At 70.7% G+C, this 19,569-nt stretch carries 17 protein-coding genes; 10 read left to right on the plus strand and 7 right to left on the minus strand.

The window, feature by feature from the left end:
* Positions 1-38 precede the first annotated feature (38 nt).
* On the minus strand, positions 39-1,091 hold the full coding sequence (locus tag ASG60_RS04210) for a CoA ester lyase (protein ID WP_056263906.1): 1,053 nt from the start codon (positions 1,089-1,091) through the stop codon (positions 39-41).
* Positions 1,092-1,291: 200 nt separating this feature from the next.
* On the opposite strand from ASG60_RS04210, the gene ASG60_RS04215 reads away from it, so the two are divergent.
* Complete coding sequence (locus tag ASG60_RS04215) at positions 1,292-2,539, plus strand: patatin-like phospholipase family protein (RefSeq protein WP_082502496.1); 1,248 nt, start codon at positions 1,292-1,294, stop codon at positions 2,537-2,539.
* A 3-nt stretch (positions 2,540-2,542) separates the two neighbouring features.
* Here the strand turns inward: ASG60_RS04215 and ASG60_RS04220 are convergent, their stop codons facing one another.
* A complete protein-coding gene (locus tag ASG60_RS04220; protein WP_244476573.1) occupies positions 2,543-3,736 on the minus strand; it encodes an FAD-dependent monooxygenase in 1,194 nt (397 codons plus the stop codon).
* 223 nt (positions 3,737-3,959) lie between these two features.
* Between ASG60_RS04220 and ASG60_RS04225 the strand changes: the two genes are divergently transcribed.
* From ASG60_RS04225 to pncA, 3 genes are all read left to right on the plus strand, one after another.
* Positions 3,960-5,351 (plus strand): GntP family permease, encoded by a 1,392-nt coding sequence (locus tag ASG60_RS04225; RefSeq protein WP_056384354.1) that lies wholly within the window; start codon positions 3,960-3,962, stop codon positions 5,349-5,351.
* Between the two features lie 114 nt (positions 5,352-5,465).
* Entirely contained in the window at positions 5,466-6,440 is a 975-nt protein-coding gene (locus ASG60_RS04230; protein ID WP_056384332.1) for a quinone oxidoreductase, read from the plus strand.
* Between the two features lie 43 nt (positions 6,441-6,483).
* Positions 6,484-7,119 (plus strand): bifunctional nicotinamidase/pyrazinamidase, encoded by a 636-nt coding sequence (gene pncA, locus ASG60_RS04235; RefSeq protein WP_056167998.1) that lies wholly within the window; start codon positions 6,484-6,486, stop codon positions 7,117-7,119.
* On the opposite strand, the gene rimO is transcribed toward pncA, so the two are convergent.
* Positions 7,101-8,447, minus strand: coding sequence for a 30S ribosomal protein S12 methylthiotransferase RimO (gene rimO, locus ASG60_RS04240; RefSeq protein WP_056384333.1), 1,347 nt, complete (start codon positions 8,445-8,447; stop codon positions 7,101-7,103). The genes pncA and rimO overlap by 19 nt on opposite strands.
* Positions 8,448-8,689: 242 nt before the next feature.
* Here rimO and pabB point away from each other — a divergent pair, with 242 nt between their 5' ends.
* From pabB to ASG60_RS04260, 4 genes are read left to right on the plus strand one after another with little or no spacing between them, the layout of a single operon-like run.
* Entirely contained in the window at positions 8,690-10,084 is a 1,395-nt protein-coding gene (gene pabB / locus ASG60_RS04245; protein ID WP_056384334.1) for an aminodeoxychorismate synthase component I, read from the plus strand.
* Positions 10,081-10,704: an aminodeoxychorismate/anthranilate synthase component II gene (locus ASG60_RS04250; RefSeq protein ID WP_056303666.1), complete on the plus strand. Its 624-nt coding sequence runs from the start codon at positions 10,081-10,083 to the stop codon at positions 10,702-10,704. Before pabB ends, ASG60_RS04250 begins: the two co-directional genes overlap by 4 nt.
* Positions 10,691-11,509 carry an aminotransferase class IV gene (locus ASG60_RS04255; RefSeq protein WP_056384335.1) on the plus strand — a complete coding sequence of 273 codons (819 nt, stop codon included), beginning with the start codon at positions 10,691-10,693 and terminating at the stop codon, positions 11,507-11,509. The genes ASG60_RS04250 and ASG60_RS04255 overlap by 14 nt, the downstream gene beginning before the upstream one ends.
* Before the next feature lie 41 nt (positions 11,510-11,550).
* Positions 11,551-11,910 carry a DoxX family protein gene (locus ASG60_RS04260; protein ID WP_056168124.1) on the plus strand — a complete coding sequence of 120 codons (360 nt, stop codon included), beginning with the start codon at positions 11,551-11,553 and terminating at the stop codon, positions 11,908-11,910.
* A gap of 127 nt (positions 11,911-12,037) precedes the next feature.
* On the opposite strand, the gene mazG is transcribed toward ASG60_RS04260, so the two are convergent.
* Positions 12,038-12,889 carry a nucleoside triphosphate pyrophosphohydrolase gene (gene mazG / locus ASG60_RS04265; RefSeq protein WP_056384336.1) on the minus strand — a complete coding sequence of 284 codons (852 nt, stop codon included), beginning with the start codon at positions 12,887-12,889 and terminating at the stop codon, positions 12,038-12,040.
* Between the two features lie 539 nt (positions 12,890-13,428).
* On the opposite strand from mazG, the gene ASG60_RS04270 reads away from it, so the two are divergent.
* Positions 13,429-14,562 carry a replication protein RepA gene (locus tag ASG60_RS04270; protein WP_056384355.1) on the plus strand — a complete coding sequence of 378 codons (1,134 nt, stop codon included), beginning with the start codon at positions 13,429-13,431 and terminating at the stop codon, positions 14,560-14,562.
* A 113-nt stretch (positions 14,563-14,675) separates the two neighbouring features.
* Positions 14,676-15,134: a hypothetical protein gene (locus ASG60_RS04275; RefSeq protein WP_056384337.1), complete on the plus strand. Its 459-nt coding sequence runs from the start codon at positions 14,676-14,678 to the stop codon at positions 15,132-15,134.
* Positions 15,135-15,267: 133 nt separating this feature from the next.
* On the opposite strand, the gene ASG60_RS04280 is transcribed toward ASG60_RS04275, so the two are convergent.
* The 3 genes from ASG60_RS04280 to ASG60_RS04290 form a co-directional block, all read right to left on the minus strand.
* Entirely contained in the window at positions 15,268-17,085 is a 1,818-nt protein-coding gene (locus ASG60_RS04280) for a methanol/ethanol family PQQ-dependent dehydrogenase (protein WP_056384338.1), read from the minus strand.
* Positions 17,086-17,196: 111 nt separating this feature from the next.
* Positions 17,197-17,532, minus strand: coding sequence for a hypothetical protein (locus ASG60_RS04285; RefSeq protein WP_056384339.1), 336 nt, complete (start codon positions 17,530-17,532; stop codon positions 17,197-17,199).
* 121 nt (positions 17,533-17,653) lie between these two features.
* Positions 17,654-19,567, minus strand: coding sequence for an acyltransferase family protein (locus ASG60_RS04290; protein WP_082478826.1), 1,914 nt, complete (start codon positions 19,565-19,567; stop codon positions 17,654-17,656).
* Positions 19,568-19,569: the final 2 nt, after the last annotated feature.

Genomic DNA, 19,569 nt, shown 5'->3' on the forward strand with positions numbered 1-19,569 from the left:
GTCATCGGCGACGATGCCGCCGACGACAACCGACGCCTTCAGGTCAGACCGTAGGTCTTGGCGAGTTCCGGGTCCTTGTCGGCCACGAGGCGGGCGAGATCGACGATGACCTTCGCCTGCTTCCAGGTGGCGTCGTCCTGCATCTTGCCGTCCAGCATCACCGCGCCGGTGCCGTCGGGCATCGCCTCGACGATGCGCACCGCGAAGGCGACCTCCGCCGGATCGGGCGCGAACACGCGCTTGGCGATGGCGACCTGGTTCGGGTGCAGTGTCCAGGCCCCGGCGCAGCCCATGAGGAAGGCGTTGCGGAACTGAGCCTCGCAGGCGTCCCCGTCGGAGAAGTCGCCGAACGGGCCGTAGAAGGCCTTGAGGCCGTTGGCCATGCAGGCATCGACCATTTTCGCAATTGTGTAGTGCCAGAGATCCTGCTGGGCGGAGGCGCGGACGGCGCCGTCCGAAGTCGGATCGGCAATGACGCGGTAATCCGGGTGGCCGCCGCCGACGCGGGTGGTCTTCATGCCGCGGGACGCCGCGAGATCGGCGGGGCCGAGGCTCATGCCGTGCATGCGCGGCGAGGCGGAGGCGATGGCATCGACGTTGGCCACACCCTCGGCCGTCTCCAGGATGGCGTGGACGAGGATGGGCTTCTTCACGCCGTGCTTCGCCTCGAGCTGGGCGAGCAGCTGGTCGACGTAGTGGATGTCCCACGGCCCTTCGACCTTGGGCACCATCACCACGTCGAGCTTGTCGCCGACCTGGGAGACGATCTCGAACAGGTCGTCGAGAATCCAAGGCGAGTTCAGGGCATTGATGCGGGTCCACAGGCCGGTGCCGGACGCGGCGAAGTCGGTGGCCCGCGCCATGGCGACGAAGCCCTTGCGCGCGGCCTCCTTCTGATCGACGGGCACGGCGTCCTCGAGGTTGCCCAGCACAACGTCGACGGTGGCGGCAAGCTCGGGCACGCGGGCGCGGACCTTGTCGTTGTGCGGCGGCACGAAGTGGATCATGCGCTCGAGCTTCACCGGAAGCTCACGGAACGGTGCGGGCGCGCCGGTGGCGAGCGGCTGGAAGAAGCGGCGGGGCAATTTCATCGGCGTCTCAGGCTCCGTGTTCTTGTGTGTCGGGGTCCCGCCCCAGCGGTTAGTTCAAGCCTGCCCCCGTCGTAAAGGTGCGCGGACACACCAAACCATTTGCCACGCGGCCGGGATGAGAGGACCATCCGGAACGAGACCCGCCGCCTCACGTTCTGAGGACGAGGCGGGCACCTCGACGACGAACGAAGGACGGACCCATGTCCGGATCATCGATCAGCCGTATCGGCCTCCGGTCCACGGCGCTCGTGTGCGCGGCCGTCATCGGTCTCGGCCTCCCACAGCCGGGTTCCGCCGCCGAGCGAGGCAGGCCCCCAGAACGCACCGTCTTCACCGCCGCGGACGCCGCATCGGCGCGACCCGACGGACTTCCCGCGGGCCTGCGCATCCCCGGTGACGATCCGGCCGCCTTCGCCCGGCTCCTCGACGACGCACGGGCCGTCGCCGACCCCTGGCTGGTGCTCTCGGGCGGCGGCGAGAACGGCGCCTTCGCGGCCGGTCTCCTCAAGGGGTGGAGCGAGGCCGGCACCCGGCCGAGCTTCGGCGTGATCACGGGCGTCAGCACGGGTGCGATGATCGCCCCCTTCGCCTTCGTCGGGTCGGGCGGCGATGAAGCCTTGCACAAGGCCTACACGGACATCTCGGCCGCCGACGTCTTCGAATTCGGCGGCACCAACGAAGCCCTGACCGACACCTGGCCGCTCAAGCGGCGCATCGACCAATCGGTGACCCCGAAGCTGCTTCAGGCCATCGCGGCCGAGCACGCAAAGGGACGGCGTCTCCTCATCGCCACCACGGCGGTGGATTCCGAGCGGCCGGTGCTGTGGGACATGGGCGCCATCGCCGCGACGGGCGGCCCGAAGGCCCTCGCCCTGTTCCGGGACATCATCCTCGCGTCCTCGGCGGTGCCGGGGGTGTTTCCGCCGGTGATGGTGCAGGCCATGGCAGGGTCCAGGCCGATCCAGGAGATGCACGACGACGGCGGGACCACGGCACCGTACTACCTCGCCCCCGAAGCGACGCTGCTCTCCGCCGACCCGGTCGCCCTGCCGACCCACCGGGTCTACCTCGTGATCAACAACACGCTTGCGCCGCACTTCCAGATGGCCTCGCGCACCACCCTGAGCGTGCTCGGCCGGTCCATGTCGGCGGCGATCAAGGCGCAGACCCGCGCGGCCCTCGCGCTCAGCCGAGGGTTCGCCCAGCGCACGGGCCTCGACCTTCGTGTCGCCGAAATCGACGGGCGCTTCACCCGGACGAGCACGGTGCCCTTCGACCAGACCTACATGAGGGCGCTGTTCGCCCACGGCGAGGCCCTGGGACGGGCCGGCACGGCGTTCACCGGGGAGGGCATCGACGCCGATCGCCCGACGGTCTCGCGACCGGGGGCGACGGAGCCGCAGCACACGTCCTCGGGCCACGCCGTCAAAGATTTGGCCCGGCGCTGAACGTCACCGCATCAAGCTCGGGGCACCGAGACGCGGCACCACGCCCTCGCGCATGACGATCCGGCGCAAGGGTGCGATCGTCGTCATGGCGAGGAGCCCGAGGCCGCGCAGCGCGTCCACGGGCAGGAAGCCGGTGAGCAGGCTTCGGTTGAGGGTGTCCACCGCCAGGGTCCGCAGGCGCGCGTCGCGACTGCGACCCCGGGCGAACCCCGCCAGTGCCGCCCGCGAGCCCGGGTCGCGTCCGTCGCCCACCGCCTCCACGACGGCGTCCCGCAGGGCCGCCGCATCGCGCAGACCGAGGTTGAGGCCCTGCGCGCCGATGGGCGGGAAGACATGGGCCGCCTCGCCGACAAGGGCGAGGCGGGCGGAAACCGGACTCGTCAGGGCGAGGCCGCGCATGGGGACGAGGCCGCGCGGCCCGTCGATCCGCATGGCCCCCAGCATCGCCTGCGCCTGGGTCTCCACGGCGCGTGCGAGCCCGGCCTCGTCGAGGGCCGCCATGGCCTGCGCCCGCCTGTCGTCCATCACCCAAACGAGGCTGGAGCGGTGGCCACCGGGCAGCGGAACCAGGGTGAACGGCCCCTGCCGCGTGTGGAACTCCGTCGAGACGTCCCGGTGCGGACGGGTGTGGGCGAGGATCGTGGTGATGGCGGCCTGCGGGTAGGACCATTCCCGGGGGACGAGACCGGCGGCAGCCCGCAGCTTCGAGCGGGCACCGTCGGCCCCGACCGCGAGGCGGGCGGACAGGCGCGTGCCGTCCGCGAGGGTGAGATCGGCGGCCTCCGCGCCCACGTGGAACTCGACCGCGTCGCTCTCGAACAGGGTGAGGTTGGCCATGCCCCGGGCCTGCGCCCGCAGGCTCTCGACGAGCCGGGCGCTCTCGACGTTCCAGCCGAAGGCATCGAGGCCGATCTCGGTCGCGACGAAGCGGGCCGGGGGCGGCCGGAACAAGCTGCCGGTGTCGTCGACGATGTGAAGCTCGGCCAGCGGGCTCGCGTGAGGAGCGATGCCCTCCCAGGCACCGAGCGCCCTGAGGAAGCGCACCGACCCGTCGAGGAGGGCCACGGTCCGCCCGTCGGCCACGGGCGCGTGCCGGCCGACGAGGGCGGTGGGGATGCCGTCGCGGGCGAGCGCCAGGGCGGCCCCGAGGCCGGCGGCCCCGGCGCCGACGACGGCCACCGCGAAGGGGGCCCCCACGCGCGAAACGGTATCAGGCGATGGGGCCACGGGGCTGTTCTCCTGGGCACGGCCCATCCGATGCGGGGATCGAAGGCAGGTGTCGACGTGGGACAGACCGGCCGATCCGTCACCCCTTACAGAGGGAGGAGCCCGGATCGGTCAAGGGACGCGATGGTGCGGGAAAACAGCGCCGGTTAGCATCCCGGGCGAGAACACCCGTCCGCCCGCGCCGGAGATGCCCGTGAACCTCGCCATCACGCTCTTCGCGCTCGGCTTCCTCATGCTGGTGGCCTATCGCGGCTTCAGCGTCATCCTGTTCGCCCCCATCGCGGCGCTCGCGGCCGTGCTGCTCACCGATCCCTCCGCCGTGCTGCCGGTGTTCTCCGGCCTGTTCATGGAGAAGATGGTCGGCTTCGTGAAGCTGTACTTGCCCGTGTTCCTGCTGGGCGCCGTGTTCGGCAAGGTCATCGAGATGTCGGGCTTCTCGCGCTCCATCGTCACGGCGGTGATCGAGGTCGTCGGCGCCAGGCGGGCCGTCCTCTCCATCGTTCTGGTGTGCAACCTGCTCACCTATGGGGGCGTCTCGCTCTTCGTCGTGGTGTTCGCGGTCTACCCGTTCGCGGCCGAAGCGTTTCGCCTCTCCGACATCCCGAAGCGCCTGATCCCCGGCACCATCGCGCTCGGCGCGTTCTCCTACACCATGGACGCCCTGCCGGGCACGCCGCAGATCCAGAACATCATCCCGACCACCTTCTTCAACACCACCACCTGGGCGGCCCCCTGGCTCGGGCTCATCGGCGCGGCCTTCATCCTCGTCATCGGCGTCGCCTATCTGGATGCGCGCATCGCGGCGGCCAAGCGGAGGGGCGAGGGCTACGGCAGCGGCCACACCAACGAACCGGCGGTGATGGATGTCGCCGCGCGGGCGCACCCGGCCATCGCCCTCCTGCCGCTCGTGGTGGTGGGGCTCGCGAACCTCGCCTTCACGGCAGCGATCCCGCGCCTCTACGGGTCCAAGGTCGAGACGGCGCTCGCCGGCCTCGACAAGCCCATCGTGACGACGATCGCCTCGGTCACCGCCATTTGGGCCGTTGAGCTGGCGCTGCTCGCCGGCATCCTCACGGTGCTGGCTTTCGCCTGGAAGCCCGTCGCCCAGGGCTTCGCCGAGGGCAGCCGGGCGGCGGTAGCGGGTGCGCTACTGGCCGCCATGAACACCGCCTCCGAGTACGGCTTCGGCGCGGTCATCGCAGCACTCCCGGGCTTCCTCGCCATCCGCGAGGCGCTCTCGGCGATCCCGAACCCCCTGGTGAACGAGGCCGTCACCGTGACGGCGCTCGCCGGCATCACCGGTTCGGCCTCGGGCGGCTTGAGCATCGCGCTCGCAGCCGTGTCGGGCACCTTCATCGCGGCGGCGCAAGGGGCCGGCATCCCCATGGAGGTGCTGCACCGGGTGGCCAGCATGGCGAGCGGGGGCATGGACACGCTGCCTCACAACGGCGCCGTGATCACGCTTCTCTCCGTCACCGGACTGACCCATCGGCAGGCCTACGCCGACATCTTCGCCATCACGGTTCTCAAGACGACGGCCGTGTTCGTGGTGATCGGAATCTACTACCTCACCGGGATCGTATGAGGCGCAGGGGCTCCGCGAACGGCTCACCCGCCGGGCAGGGGCGATGCGCCATTGCCCTTCGCAGCACACCGTCTATGTCGGCTCTGAACTGACTACCACGAGGAGCTAAGCCCCATGCCGAAGGCGATCCGAGTCCACGAATACGGCGGCCCCGAGGTGATGCGCTACGAGGACGTCACGGTGGCCGAGCCGGGCCCAGGGCAGATCCGCGTCCGCCAGAGCGCCATCGGCGTCAACTTCATCGACATCTACTTCCGCTCGGGCGCCTACAAGGTGCCGCAACTGCCCTTCACCCCCGGCAATGAGGGCGCCGGCACCGTGGTGTCGGTGGGCGAGGGCGTGACCGAGTTCCGGGCCGGCGAGCGCGTGGCCTACGGCTCGGCCGCCGGCACCTATGCGGAAGAGGTGGTGATCCAGGCCAGCGCCGCCGTGCACCTCGCCGACGGGGTGGAGGACACCACCGCCGCCGCGATGATGCTGAAAGGTCTCACCGCCGAGTACCTCCTGCACCGGACCTACCGGGTGAAGGCCGGCGACACGATCCTGTTCCATGCCGCCGCCGGCGGCGTCGGCCTCATCGCCTGCCAATGGGCCAAGCACCTCGGCGCCACCGTCATCGGCACCGTGGGTTCGGCCGAGAAGGCGGAACTCGCGCGGGCCAACGGCTGCGACCACGTCATCCTCTACCGCGACGAGGATTTCGCCGCCCGGGTGAAGCAGATCACCGGCGGCAAGGGCGTGCCGGTGGTCTACGATGGCGTCGGCCGCGACACCTTCCCGGCGTCCCTCGACTGCATCAGCCCGCTGGGTCTCTTTGTGAGTTTCGGCTCGGCCTCGGGTCCCGTGGACGATTTCAGCCTCGCGCTCCTCGGCCAGAAAGGCTCGCTCTACGCCACCCGCCCCTCGCTCTTCGCCCATGCGGGCAAGCGCGAGACCCTGGACGCCATGGCCAAGAACCTGTTCTCCGTGGTGGCGAGCGGCGCGGTGACGATTCCCGTCCACGCCCAGGCGAAGCTGTCGGACGCGCCACAGGTCCACCGCGATCTCGCCAGCCGCAAGACCACGGGCGCCACGGTGATGATCCCGTGATCCTGTCCACTCGGATCCTGTTCTCCCGGGATCGGAGGACGCCGTGATCCCCGGATCATCGGATATCCTCCTCGTCGTCGACGTGCAGGTCGATTTCTTGGCCCGCGGGGCGCTCGCCGTGCCGGACGGCGACGCGGTGATCGCCCCGATCAACCGCCTCATCGACCGGTTCGCCCACGTGGTGGTGACCCAGGACTGGCACCCGCCGGGCCACGTCTCCTTCGCCACCAGCCATCCGGGCCGGGCGGCGTTCGAGAGCGTGGTGCTCCCCTACGGCCGCCAGGTGCTGTGGCCGGAGCATTGCGTGCGGGGAACGGCCGGTGCCGCCCTCGCCCCCGGGCTTCGAGCCGAACGCGCCGAACTGGTGGTCCGCAAGGGGCATCAATCCGATGTCGACAGCTACTCGGCGTTCCTGGAAGCCGACCGGACCACGCCCACCGGGCTCGCCGGCTACCTGCGCGAGCGCGGGTTCACCCGCGTGGTCGTGTGCGGCCTCGCCACGGATTACTGCGTCGGCTGGACTGCCCTCGACGCCCGCGCGGCGGGGTTCGAGGCCGTGGTCGTCACCGATGCCGTGAGGGGCATCGACATCGAGGGTTCGGTCGCCCGCGCCATGGCCGCCATGGCGGCGGCCGGGGTCGGTTTCGTCGAGAGCGCGGCCTACACCGCGCTGCCGTAGAGATCGTAGGCGTCCGCCCGCTCGATCTTCACGGTGACGATGTCGCCGATGCGGAGCGGGCGGCGGGAGGTGACGTGGACGTTGCCGTCGATCTCCGGCGCGTCGTATTTCGAGCGCCCCTTGGCGATGCCGCCCTCCACCGCATCGATGATGACAGGCAGGCGCTTGCCGACCCGCGCCTTCTGCAGGCGCGCGGAGACGATCTGCTGCGCCTCCATGAACCGGCGCTTGCGCTCGGCCTGGACTTCCGGCGGAACCGCGTCACCGAGTTCGTTGGCGGGCGCGCCCTTCACCGGCTCGTAGGCGAAGCAGCCGACGCGCTCGAGTTTCGCCTCCTTGATCCAGGCGAGCAGCTCCTCGAACTCGGTCTCGGTCTCGCCGGGAAATCCGACGATGAAGGTCGAGCGGATGGCGAGATCCGGGCAGATCTCGCGCCAGCGCCGGATGCGCTCCAGTTGCTTCTCCTGGTTGCCCGGCCGGCGCATGCGCTTGAGCACGGAGGGTGAGGCGTGCTGCAGCGGCATGTCGAGATAGGGCAGGATCTTGCCCTCGGCCATCAGGGGGATGACGTCGTCCACGTGCGGGTAGGGATAGACGTAGTGCATCCGCACCCAGGCCCCGAGCTCGCCGAGCTCGGCGGCGAGATCGTAGAACTTCGCCCGGACCTCGCGGCCCTGCCACGGGCTCGTGGCGTAGCGGATGTCGACGCCGTACGCGGAGGTGTCCTGCGAGACCACCAGCAGTTCCTTGACGCCGGCTTTGACCAGTTTTTCCGCCTCGCGCAGCACGTCGCCCGCAGGTCGGCTGACGAGGTCGCCACGCAGGGACGGGATGATGCAGAAGGTGCAGCGATTGTTGCAACCCTCTGAAATCTTGAGGTAAGCGTAGTGGCGCGGGGTGAGCTTCACACCCTGCGGCGGCACGAGGTCGAGGAACGGGTCGTGGGCCGGGGGCACCGCCTCGTGCACCGCCGCCACCACGGATTCGTAGGCCTGCGGGCCGGTGACGGCCAAGAGGTTCGGGTACTTCTCGCGAATTTCCTCGGGCTGCGCGCCCATGCAGCCGGTGACGATGACCCGGCCGTTCTCCGCCATGGCCTCGCCGATGGCCGAGAGCGATTCGGCCTTCGCCGAATCGAGGAAGCCGCAGGTGTTGACGACGACGACGTCCGCCCCGTCGTGGCGCCGGGCGAGTTCGTAGCCCTCCGCCCGCAGGTGGGTGAGGATGCGCTCGGAATCCACCAGCGCCTTGGGGCAGCCCAGCGACACGAACGAAATCTTGGGCGCGGCCTTCGAAGACGCCGGCGGCAGCAGGGGTGAAGCGGTCATGGGCACTCGTCGGGCGCGGTCGAACGAGTGTCGAACGGCCGGTGATTCGAGGAAATCGGGTGAGTTGACAACTCTATAGCCGCATCCGGGCCGGCTTGCGAGCCTCACCGTTTCGGGCGCGCCATGCATCGCGACCGCTTCCCCGGCGGCCAAGCACGTGCCAACTCGGAAAAACCCGGAATCCTTGCCGCAGGGCAGGGCGGGTATCCCATTGCCGCGTGACTCTCTAAGCCCCCATCATCATGTGGACCGCAGACATCCCGTTCGTCGATCCCGTCGCGGCGGCAGAAGCCCTGGCGCACCTGCCGGGGCTCGCCTTCCTCGACAGCGCCATGCATCACCCGACCCTCGGCCGGACCTCGACCCTAGCGGCGGACCCGTTCGCCCGGTTCCGGTATCGCGACGGTCAGGCCACCCTGGACGGCGCGCCCGTGCCCGGTACCGGCCTCGACGCCCTGCGCGCCTGCCTCGCCCCCTATCGGATCGACCCGGAGCCGGGCGAGCCGGGCTTCACCGGCGGGGCCATCGGCTACTTCGCCTACGATCTCGGCGAACGCCTGGAGCGGGTGGCGGCCCCGGCCCGGCGCGCGGGCCTGTGCGACGACATCGCCTTCAACCTCTACGACACGGTGCTCACCATCGACCACGAGAGCGGCACCTGCCGGCTCATGGCCACGGGCTTTCCCGAGCGAGACCCCGCCGCCCGGCAGGCCCGGGCGCAGGCGCGCCTCGCCCTGTTCGCGCATTGCCTCTCCGGCGCCCGTCCGACGCCCGAGCCGGCGGCGCAGGGTCCCCTGGTCTGGCACTCCAACTTCACGAAGGGCGCCTACGAGGCCGCGGTGGAGCGGGTGCGGGACTACATCCGCGCCGGAGACATCTATCAGGCCAACATCGCCCAGCGCTTCGAGGCCAGCCTGCCGGCGGGCTTCGATGCGCTCGGTCTCTACCGCCGCCTGCGCGCCACCAACCCGGCGACCTTCGGCGCCTATCTCGCCTTCGAGACCCTGCGCGTCGCCTCGAGCAGCCCCGAGCGCTTCCTCAAGCTCTCGGGGCGGGACATCGAGACCCGCCCGATCAAGGGCACGGTGCGCCGCGTCGCCGACTTGGCGGAGGATGCGCGCCTGGGGGCCGCGCTCCAGGCCGACCCCAAGGAGCGCGCCGAGAACATCATGATCGTCGACCTCCTGCGCAACGACCTCTCGCGCATCTGCGAACCGCACAGCGTGCGGGTGCCGGTCCTGTGCGGGCTCGAATCCTACGCCTCCGTCCACCATCTCGTGTCCGTGGTCACCGGAACCCTGAAGGACGGGATGGACGCCATCGACCTGATCCAGGCGACCTTCCCCGGCGGCTCCATCACCGGAGCACCGAAGCTGCGCGCCATGGACATCATCACCGAGATCGAGGGCGACGCCCGCGAACTCTATTGCGGCGCCATCGGGGCCCTGGGCTTCGACGGTAGCCTCGACACCTCCATCGCCATCCGCACGGTGGTGATGGAGGGCCACACGGCCGTGCTTCAGGCGGGCGGCGGCGTCACCCTGCTGTCCGACCCGGGCCGCGAATACGAGGAGACCCTGACCAAGGCCGCGCGGGTGTTCCAGGCGTTCGAGCCAGACGGGGAGAGCGCGCCGTGATCCTCGTCATCGACAATTACGATTCCTTCGTCTTCAACGTGGTGCGGTACTTCGAGGAACTCGGACAGACCGTGCGGGTGGTGCGCAACGACGCCGTCGATGTCGCCGGCATCCGGGCGCTCGCCCCCGAGGCGATCGTGATCTCGCCCGGCCCCTGCACGCCCGCCGAGGCCGGCATCTCGCTCCCCGCCATCCGCGAGCTGTCCGGCGCGATCCCCCTGCTCGGCGTCTGCCTCGGCCACCAGGCCATCGGGGCGGCCTTCGGCGGTCGCGTCGAACGGGCAGGCCGGCCGCTCCATGGCCAGGCGACCCCCATCACCCACAGGGGGCAAGGCCTGTTCGCCGCCCTGCCGAGCCCGATGCAGGTGGGACGCTACCATTCCCTCATCGTCACGCCGGAGCCCGGCATGGAAAGGTCGCTCACCGTGGACGCCGTCTCGGCCGAGGGCGAGGTGATGGCCCTGTCCCACACGCAGCATCCGACCTGGGGCATCCAGTTCCACCCGGAATCCGTGCTGACCGAGCACGGCCACGCCCTGTTCGGCAACTTTTTGGAGTTGGCCCGCGCCTGGCGCGCGGGGGAGGGGCAGGAGCGGGTGCGGTCCCATGCCGTGGTTTGACGGCGCCCTCATTGCGGGGCCGACGGCCCAGTTCGACCTCGCCGACCGGGGCCTGACCCTGGGCGACGGGGTGTTCGACACGGCGCTCGCCCGCGACGGCCGCATCGTGTTCGAGGCCGCGCATGTCGCGCGTCTGGCCGCCGCCACGCGGGCCCTCGGGTTCTTCGTCGACCCGGCGCGCATCACGCAAGCCATGCGGGCCGTGGCCGACGGGGCAGGGGAGCTGGCGGCGATCCGCACTACCGTGACCCGGGGCGCGGGACCGCGCGGCCTCGCGCCCCCGGCCGAGCCGCGCCCGGTCCTGTGGGCGAGCGCGGCGCCGCTCCCGCCCGCCCTGCCCTTCGCCTCCCTGACGCTGCATCCCACGGACATCCGCCGCAACGACACCTCGCCGGCCGCGCGCTGGAAGACGCTCGGCTACCTCGACGCCGTGCTGGCGGCGGCCGAGGCGCGGGCGGCCGGGTTCGACGAGGCCCTGTTCTGCAACACCCACGGGCGCGTCGCCTGCGCCGGCACCGGCAACCTGTTCGCGGTGTTCGGCACCCGCCTCGTCACCCCGCCCCTGTCGGAGGGCGTACTCGCCGGCATCGTCCGCGCCGAACTTTTAGGATTGGCCCCGGGCCTCGGGCTCGTGGTCGAGGAGCGGCCCCTCGAACTCCCGGACTTCCTCGGCGCCGAGGCGGTGTTCCTCACCAATTCCCTGCGCGGGCTGGCCCCCGCGCGGGCAGTCGGCGCGACGGCGTTTGCCGAGCATCCGGCCGTCACGGCCTTGAGCGAGGCCCTGCGCGCGGCCATGCAAGCGTGACCGGGCCGCGCGATCACCGCTGGTGGCTGCGCCTCGCCCTGATGGCGGCCTACGGCTTCATCGGGATCGTGCATCTCGCCGCCCCCGACGCGTTCCTGCCGATCATGCCGGACTGGGTGCCGGCCCCGCGCCGCGTGGTGATCCTCACGGGCCTCTGCGAACTCGCCGGCGTCGCCGGCCTGATCTGGCCGCCGACCCGGCGCTGGGCCGGCATCGGGCTCGCCCTCTACGCCGTCTGCGTGTTCCCGGCCAACATCAAGCACGCGGTGGAGGGCATCCCCGTCGCCGGCCTGCCGGATTCGTGGTGGTATCACGGGCCGCGCCTCGCGTTTCAGCCGGTCTTCGTCTGGTGGGCCCTCTACGCCACCCACGTGATCGACTGGCCCCGCCGGACCAAGTGAGGGCAGGGCGTCCGTGTCCGGGATTCCGAAGGGGTCACCCCTTCGGCGGGTGTCGGGGAGAGCCCGACGAAGACCTCCAGGGTTCCGCCCTGGACCCGCGAAGGGCTAGCCCTTCGAACCCTGACTCTCACCTCTTCTCGGCTCGCTTCACCGCCGTCCAGGCGGCCTCCATGGTGTCTAGGGACGCGTCGCCCAGCGTATTCCCGTCGGCCGTGAGGCGGGCCGCCATGGCGGTGAAGCGCCGCTCGAACTTCGTATTCCCTGATCTCAAGGAATATTCCGGATCGATCCCGAGATGGCGGGCGAGGTTGGCCACCGAGAACAGCAGATCGCCGACCTCCTCGGCCATGTCCTCGGGGGTGCCGTTGGCCATGGCGTCGGCGACCTCGTCGGTCTCCTCGCGGACCTTGGCGACGACGTCGGCCGGGTCCGACCAGTCGAAGCCGTAGGTCGCCGCCCGGGCCGAGAGTTTTGCCGCGCGGCTGAGGGCGGGCAAGGCGCAGGCGATGCCGTCGAGGGGACCCGTATGCTGCGTCGGCCGCCCCGCCCGCTCGGCCGCCTTGATCGCCGCCCATTGCCGCTCCACCGCCGCCGGATCGCGCAAGGATGAGTCCGCCGGTACCGGGCCGCCGTCGGGGGCGAACACGTGCGGGTGGCGCCGGACCATCTTGGCGACGATGGCGTCCACCACGTCCGCGAAGGTGAAGCGCCCGGTCTCCTCGGCGATCCGGGCGTGGAACACGACTTGGAGCAGCAGGTCGCCGAGCTCGTCGCGCAGATCCGCCGCGTCGTCCCGTTCGATGGCGTCCACGACCTCGTGGGCCTCCTCCACGGCGTAGGGTGCGATGGAGGCGTGCGTCTGGGCGAGGTCCCAGGGGCAACCCGTCTCCGGGTCGCGCAGGGCCGCCATCAGGGTCAGGAGCGCGTCGATGGTCAAGGGAGACTCCGGGACGTTTGCGGCGAGGGCGAAGGAACCCATAGCCGATCCGGCCGGGGAGGGGTGAGGCTGGGGACAGATCCGGGACAGGCGGTGCGCATCCCTTCAAAAGTCCCCCAAAAACCCCCTTTGCCCGGCGTGTTCGTTAAACCGAACGGCGCCCGATCCCCTTAGGAAAGGTATCAGTAAGAGATTCTCAGAGAGTCAGTTATGCAGGTTATATGGAGAGTCGAAAACCTGCGTGCGCGGAAGGGGTTGAGCCCTGTTCGCGTATCGAACTCTGCGTGGTTTCGTATCGAACTCTGCGCCGGTCCGTATCGAACTCTGCGTGGGAAACGGGGGTGGGCGTATGGGATTCGGCGCATCCGCGTATTGGGTTCGGCGTGGAAACCGGATCCGGCCGGTGAACTCCGGGGATAGTTCGAAAACCGACCCCGTATCGAACTCTGCGTGCCGCCCTCGCCCGGTCCGGACGCGCGACCCGCAGGATCGAATTCACGAGTCCCGACCGGTGGATAGCCGGGATGACGCCGCCCGCCCGTGAGACTCCCATGCCCCGGATCGGGCATGGTCCCGTCCTCATGGCGCCCCTCGGCGCGGACGGTACGGGTTCGGGATCGCGGCTTTTGGGGATCGAGGACACATTGGCGGGCATCCGCGACGCCGATCTCCTGGCCGAGGTCGAGGCGGCGCGCGGCGGCTTCCTGTTCGCTACCATCGCGGAGACCATCCTGCACCGGCAGCGGGCGCGGGACGCCGAGGCCGCCGCCCGCGGGGCCGTCGCCGGGCGGCGGCAGGCCATGGCGCGCGACCAGCGCCGGCGCGACGCCGTGCGCGAGGTCATCGAGAACGAGCCCACGGGGCCCGAGAACCTCCAGCACATCCACTCGGTGCTGGCGCTCTGCGGCCTGCCCTACCGGGACCCCGGCGAAGCCCGCGAATTCTTCCGGGAATACGGCAAGAATTCCCTCAGTCTCCTGGCCGGACGCCTGAAGAACCCCGCCACCGGCGAGATGGAGTTCCAGGGCCTGCCCTACGGCCCCAAGGCTCGCCTCGTGCTCCTGCACCTCTGCACCGAGGCCGTGCGCCAGCGAAGCCCCACCATCGCGGTGGCCGACAGCCTGTCGGGCTTCATGAAGGAGATGGGATTCGCCGTCACCGGCGGCGAGCGCGGCACCATCCGGCAGTTCAAGGAGCAGCTGGCGCGGCTCGCCGCCTGCACCCTGCAGATCGGCCTGTGGGACGGGGCCGGCAGCGCCAGCACCCTCAACGTCCCGCCGTTCCGCCAGCTCGACCTGTGGCTGCCGCAGGGCGCCGACGGGGTGGTCTGGCAGAAGAGCGTCCAGTTCCACCAGGATTTCTACGACAATCTGATCCAGCACGCCCTGCCGGTGGACATCCGCGCGGCTCGGGCGTTCTCGGGCTCGGCGCGCAAGCTCGATCTGCTGTTCTGGGTCGGCTACCGCCTGCGCGCGCTCCAGCGTCCCCTCCGGCTCACCTGGGACAACCTGCACCGGCAGTTCGGCGCCGACAATGCCAGCATCCGCAGCTTCCGGCAGGCCTTCAAGGCGGATCTCGCCCATCTGCAGGAGGTATTCCCGAAGCTGCCGATCCGGCTGGACGACAACGGCATGCTGCTCCAGCCGGCCGATGCCGGCGCCCTGCTGATTCCGCCACGCGCGGGCAAGCTCCCGCGGAAGGCGGCAGCCGCCTGAGCGTCCCATGCAGCGATGGAAGATATGGAATAGAAGGGCATGGATTGCGGGAGCGGAATATTCTGTTAGACTCGATCGGCCGGATCATCCCAGAATATTCCAGGAAGGCATCCATGTTCCTGAACGAGGTCGAGGCGGAAGCAGCCCTGGCCGCCCTGCGCCGCCAGCGCGACGCCCTCGACCGGCAGATCGCCGACCACGCCCTCTACCTCGAACTCGGCCGCCGTCTCGGCGCCGGTTCTGCGGCCTTGACGACACCGGCCCCGGCCGAGCCCACCCGAGCGCCGACGGAGGCCCCCGAAGCACGCCCGGGCGAGGACATCGCCGCCGCCCGCCGCCACGGGCGCGCCCTGGTGGCCGCCGCCCTCGACATCCTGCACGAGGCCAACCGGCCGCTGCATGCGGGCGAGATCCTGCCCGGCCTGACGGCACGGGGTTTCGACCTGCCCGGCCACGATCCGGTGGCCGCCCTCAACACCCGCCTGTGGAAGCGCTCCGGCCCCGGTGGCCCCCTGCGGCGCCTCGGCGACGCGGTCTACGCACCCTCGGAGGAGGAGGCCGATCGGGCGTGAGCCTTCCGGTCCGGGATCCCGAAGGGGTCACCCCTTCGGCGGGTGTCGGGCAGAGCCCGACGCAGAACCCAGGGCCGGTCTTTGTAAATTCTTGCCTGGACCCGCGAAGGGCTCGACCCTTCGAACCCGGACATCAGTCCGGCAGGGCGAACACCGTGAGCTGGCCCCCCAGCGCCGTGTAGTTCGCGAGCGCCGCGTAGCCGCCCACCGCCCCGGCGCCGTCGTTGGGGTCCGTGAGACCGGCGGCCAGCCCGATGCCGGCCCAGCCGCCGATTCCTGAGAGCACCGCCACGTATTGCCGGCCCCTGTGGGTGTAGGTGGTCACGTTGCCGACGATGCCCGACGGGGTCTTGAACCGGTAGCGTTCCCGGCCGGTCCGGGCATCGACGGCCTTGAGATGGCCTTCGAGGGTTCCGTAGAACACCACGTCCCCGGCGGTGGCGAGGACGCCCGACCACACGGAGAACGGCTCGGGGATCGACCAGGCGATCCGTCCGCGCACCCCGTCCCAGGCCGTGAGGCTGCCGGTGTGGCCGTCGCCCGGCGGCGGCTGCAGGCTCAGGGTGGCGCCGACATAGGGCAGGCCGGGCGTGTAGGTCACCCGGAACGGCTCGTAGGTCATGCAGATGTGGTTGGTCGGCACGTAGAACAGGCGCGTCCGGGGCGAGTAGGCCGCCGGCTGCTGGTTCTTGGCGCCGATGGCGCCGGGGCAGATGCCCGGGGTGGTCTCGTCTTCGCCGGTCCGCTCGGGGGCGTAGCGCGGATCGAGGACGGGCCGGCCGTAGGTTTTCGAGGCCCGGTCGAGGTCGATGTGCGTGGCCCAGTTCACCGCCGGATCGAACTTCTCCGCCACCAGGAGTTCGCCCGTGGCACGGTCCAGGGTGTAGGCGAAGCCGTTGCGGTCGAAATGGGTGAGCAGCGTCCGCATGCGGCCGTCCATCGCCTGGTCGGTCAGGATCATCTCGTTGACGCCGTCGTAGTCCCACTGGTCGTGGGGCGTCATCTGGTAGAGCCAGCGCGCCCGGCCCGTATCCGGATCGCGGGCGACGATGGACTGCGCCCAGCGGTTGTCGCCGGGGCGCTGGCCGGGGTTCCAGGTCGAGGGATTGCCGGTGCCGTAATACATGAGGTTCAGGGCGGCATCGTAGGCGTACCAGCCCCAGGTGCAGCCGCCGCCGGTCTTCCACTGGTCGCCCTCCCACGAGGCGAGGGAGGAATCCCGGCCGATGGGCCGGCCCAGCACGGTGGTGGTCTCGGGATCGACGCGCATGTCGGCGTCCGTGCCCATGGAGTAAGCCCGCCAGAGGCGCCGGCCCGTCTTCGCGTCGTAGGCGGTGAGGTGGCAGCGCACGCCGAACTCGCCGCCCGAAAGGCCGACGAGGATCTTGTCCTTCACCGGCAGGACCGTGGCGGTGTTGGTCTCGCCCCGGGCCGGATCGCCGTTGCGGACCGCCCAATTCACCCGGCCGGTCGCGGCGTCGAGGGACACCAGCGTGGTGTCGGCCTGGTGCAGCAGAATCGCCCCATCCGCGTAGGCCAGACCCCGATTGACCGTGTCGCAGCACAGCATCGCGACGACGGACGCATCCTGCTTGGGCTCGTACTTCCAGAGGATGCGGCCGTCGTGGTCGAGGTCCAGGGCATAGACGATGTTGGGGAACGGCGTGTGGACGTACATCACCGCACCGACCACCAGCGGGGCGCCTTCGTGCCCACGCAACACGCCCGTCGAGAAGGTCCAGGCGACCTGGAGGCGGGCGACGTTCTCGGCCGTGATCCCGTCGAGGGGCGAATAGCGGGTGTTGGCCGCGTCCACGGTCTGGAGCACCGGCCCGCCCGTCGCGTCCTGGGCCGGCTCCTGGGCTCCCGCGGGGAGGGTGGCTCCGGCCAGGGCGGCAAGACCAAGAAGACCAAGACCAAGACCGGGACAGGGCGGTAGCGCGCGACGCATGGGATCCCCTCGGGTGTGGTTCGGGGAGGTCTAGGCGATTTCAACCCTCACGGCTCATGCGCGAAGGGACGCGGGCGGAGAGCCCGCCCGCGTCCTCGATCGGGAGCCGAATCAGTAGAACGGCCCGTAGACGGGGCGGGGGCCGTAGAACGGGCGCGGTGGTCCGTAGGCGTAGCCCGGCCCGTAGAAGCGCCGGGGGCCGTAGAACGGACGCGGTCCGTAGCCGTAGCCCCGGTAGATCGGCCGGCACCGTCCCCAGCGATTGGGCGCCCAACCGGGGCCGCAACCGAAGGCGACGGTCTGCACCGTGGCATCCGTGGGGGAACCGGCAAACGGGGCCGCGAGGGTGCCGGCGGGAGCCGGGGGCAGCGGAGCGGCATGGGCGGCCGAGGCGAGGCCGACACCGCAGGCGACGGCGACAGCCGCGACGAGCGCGTTCACAGACATGGAACAGACCCTTCTGCTGTTGTGAGGGCGATCCGGCCGCGAGGACCGGATCGCCAACCAAAATGCCCCCGCCCGGCTGAACGCTCGCTGACATGATCTGGGCGCGATTGTGATCCCCGGCTCAGCGCAGGAGGGGAAAATATGCCCGCACCGCCCGCTCGCTGCCCGCCTGCGACAGGTGGCCGGTGTCGAGGAACAGGTCGGTGCCGTCCGCGCGGTAGCGGCACAGGGGGCCGTCGCAGAAGGTCGGCAGGGGGTCGGCGAAGCGGGCCTTCGCCGACAGACGTCGGATCGCCGGATCGCCCCGGTGGGCGAACCACGCCGCCGAGCCGTCGACCCGGGTGCCGGCGCCGCGCGCGCCCAGCACGCCCACGTCGAACGCGAACAGCGGCGAGGGGCCGATCACCGAGACGGCGACCCCCGCCGCCGTGAGACGCGCGATGGTGTCGGGCAGGTTGGCCAGCGTCCGGGCGGGCAGGAGGTCCCAGCGGGCGGCCAGCACCACGCTGTCGATGCCGTAGGCGCGGATGATCTCGAAGACGTGGGCGTTGAAGTCCCGGCAGCCGGGTTTGGCCCGCGAGGCGTAGGCGAGGAGCGGCGGGCAGCCGGCGAAGGTGTATTGGAGGATGGCGTGGCTCAGGGTGGGGGCGTTGCGCACGAGGCCGGGCACGTAATGGGCCGCGTAGGAATCGCCCCACAGCAGGGCGGTGGCGGGCGCGTCCCGGGCCAGCAGACACTCGGCTCCCGCCCAGTCCGCGACGCGCTGGTTCTCGAGAAAGCAGCGCCCGCCCTTCCAGCCCGCCCGCTCGAGGGCCGCGAGGGCGCCCGGCCGAATGTCGGGAAAGCGCGCGGGAAAGCCCTCCGCGAGGGTGCCGGCGAGGCCGAGGGCCGCGAGGACCGTCAGGGCAGCGGCCGTGGCGGCGAAGAGCGGACGATGACCGTCCCGTGTTCCGGTGGATCGCCCATACCGGAACGGCGTCTCGATCCAGCGCCAGGCGGCGTAGGCGAAGACGAGGCAGGCCGCGACGACGGCACAGATCTCCCACCCGGCCGGCTCGCGCAGCAGGGCATAGCGAGCGAACACCACCACGGGCCAATGCACCATGTAGAGGGCGTAGGACATCCGCCCGAGGCCGGCGCAGGGCGGCGCCGACAGGACCCGGCCGATGGCGGTCGGGCCATTCCCGGCGGCGATGAGGAGGGCTGCTCCGAGGCACGGCGCCAGGGCGTTCAGGCCGGGAAATGGTGTCGCCTCGTCGTAGGCCAGGACCGCGGTGGCGACGAGACCGAGGCCGCCCGTCGCCATGGCCTCGCGCAGGGCGCGCGGCGGCGTCCAGTCGGCCGCGAAGGCCAGGAGGGCACCGACGAGGAGTTCCCAGGCGCGGGTGGGCAGGAGGTAGAAGTTGGCGCCGGGCGCGCTGTTCGTCAGGACGATGCCGAGGGCGAGGGAGGCCAGCAGGGCCGCGAGAAGAGCCGCCGCCGCGACCCGCCGCGAGCGGGCGAGGAGCAGCGGCAAGGCGATGGGCACCACGAGGTAGAACTGCTCCTCGACGGAGAGCGACCAGGTGTGCAGCAAGGGCCGGGTCTGCGCCTCGAGGTCGAAGTAACCGGTGGTCTTCCAGAAGAACACGTTGGCGGCGAAGGCCGCGGCCGCCACGACGCTGCGGGCGTAATCGTCCATGGCGCCGGGAGGCAGATAGAGCAGGGCGAGGGCGTAGGTGGCCAGAATCGTCGCCACCAGCATCGGCAGGATGCGGCGGATGCGGCGCTCGTAGAACCGGACGAGGGAGAACCGGCCCGCCGCCACGTCGGCGAGGATGCCCCGGGTGATCACGTAGCCCGAGATCACGAAGAACACGTCGACGCCGACGAACCCGCCGGACAGGCCCGGCACGCCGGCATGGAAGAACAGCACCACGAGGACGGCCACCGCGCGCAGGCCGTCGATGTCCGGGCGATAGGCCATGTGCAGGGGCGCCGAAGGCGGACCGGCCGCGAGGGTGAGCGAATGGGCCTGCGGAGGGAGCTGCGACATGC

The organism is Methylobacterium sp. Leaf469 (assembly GCF_001424745.1).
Taxonomy (GTDB): domain Bacteria; phylum Pseudomonadota; class Alphaproteobacteria; order Rhizobiales; family Beijerinckiaceae; genus Methylobacterium.

Coding starts and splice junctions, on each gene's coding strand:
- rimO (WP_056384333.1), bottom strand. CDS start 8,447: ATGACCGCTTCACCCCTGCTGCCGCCGGCGTCTTCGAAGGCCGCGCCC.
- ASG60_RS04270 (WP_056384355.1), top strand. CDS start 13,429: ATGGCGCCCCTCGGCGCGGACGGTACGGGTTCGGGATCGCGGCTTTTG.
- ASG60_RS04275 (WP_056384337.1), top strand. CDS start 14,676: ATGTTCCTGAACGAGGTCGAGGCGGAAGCAGCCCTGGCCGCCCTGCGC.
- ASG60_RS04290 (WP_082478826.1), bottom strand. CDS start 19,567: ATGTCGCAGCTCCCTCCGCAGGCCCATTCGCTCACCCTCGCGGCCGGT.
- ASG60_RS04210 (WP_056263906.1), bottom strand. CDS start 1,091: ATGAAATTGCCCCGCCGCTTCTTCCAGCCGCTCGCCACCGGCGCGCCC.
- mazG (WP_056384336.1), bottom strand. CDS start 12,889: ATGGGTTCCTTCGCCCTCGCCGCAAACGTCCCGGAGTCTCCCTTGACC.
- ASG60_RS04215 (WP_082502496.1), top strand. CDS start 1,292: ATGTCCGGATCATCGATCAGCCGTATCGGCCTCCGGTCCACGGCGCTC.
- ASG60_RS04230 (WP_056384332.1), top strand. CDS start 5,466: ATGCCGAAGGCGATCCGAGTCCACGAATACGGCGGCCCCGAGGTGATG.
- ASG60_RS04255 (WP_056384335.1), top strand. CDS start 10,691: ATGCCGTGGTTTGACGGCGCCCTCATTGCGGGGCCGACGGCCCAGTTC.
- ASG60_RS04285 (WP_056384339.1), bottom strand. CDS start 17,532: ATGTCTGTGAACGCGCTCGTCGCGGCTGTCGCCGTCGCCTGCGGTGTC.
- ASG60_RS04260 (WP_056168124.1), top strand. CDS start 11,551: ATGGCGGCCTACGGCTTCATCGGGATCGTGCATCTCGCCGCCCCCGAC.
- pabB (WP_056384334.1), top strand. CDS start 8,690: ATGTGGACCGCAGACATCCCGTTCGTCGATCCCGTCGCGGCGGCAGAA.
- ASG60_RS04280 (WP_056384338.1), bottom strand. CDS start 17,085: ATGCGTCGCGCGCTACCGCCCTGTCCCGGTCTTGGTCTTGGTCTTCTT.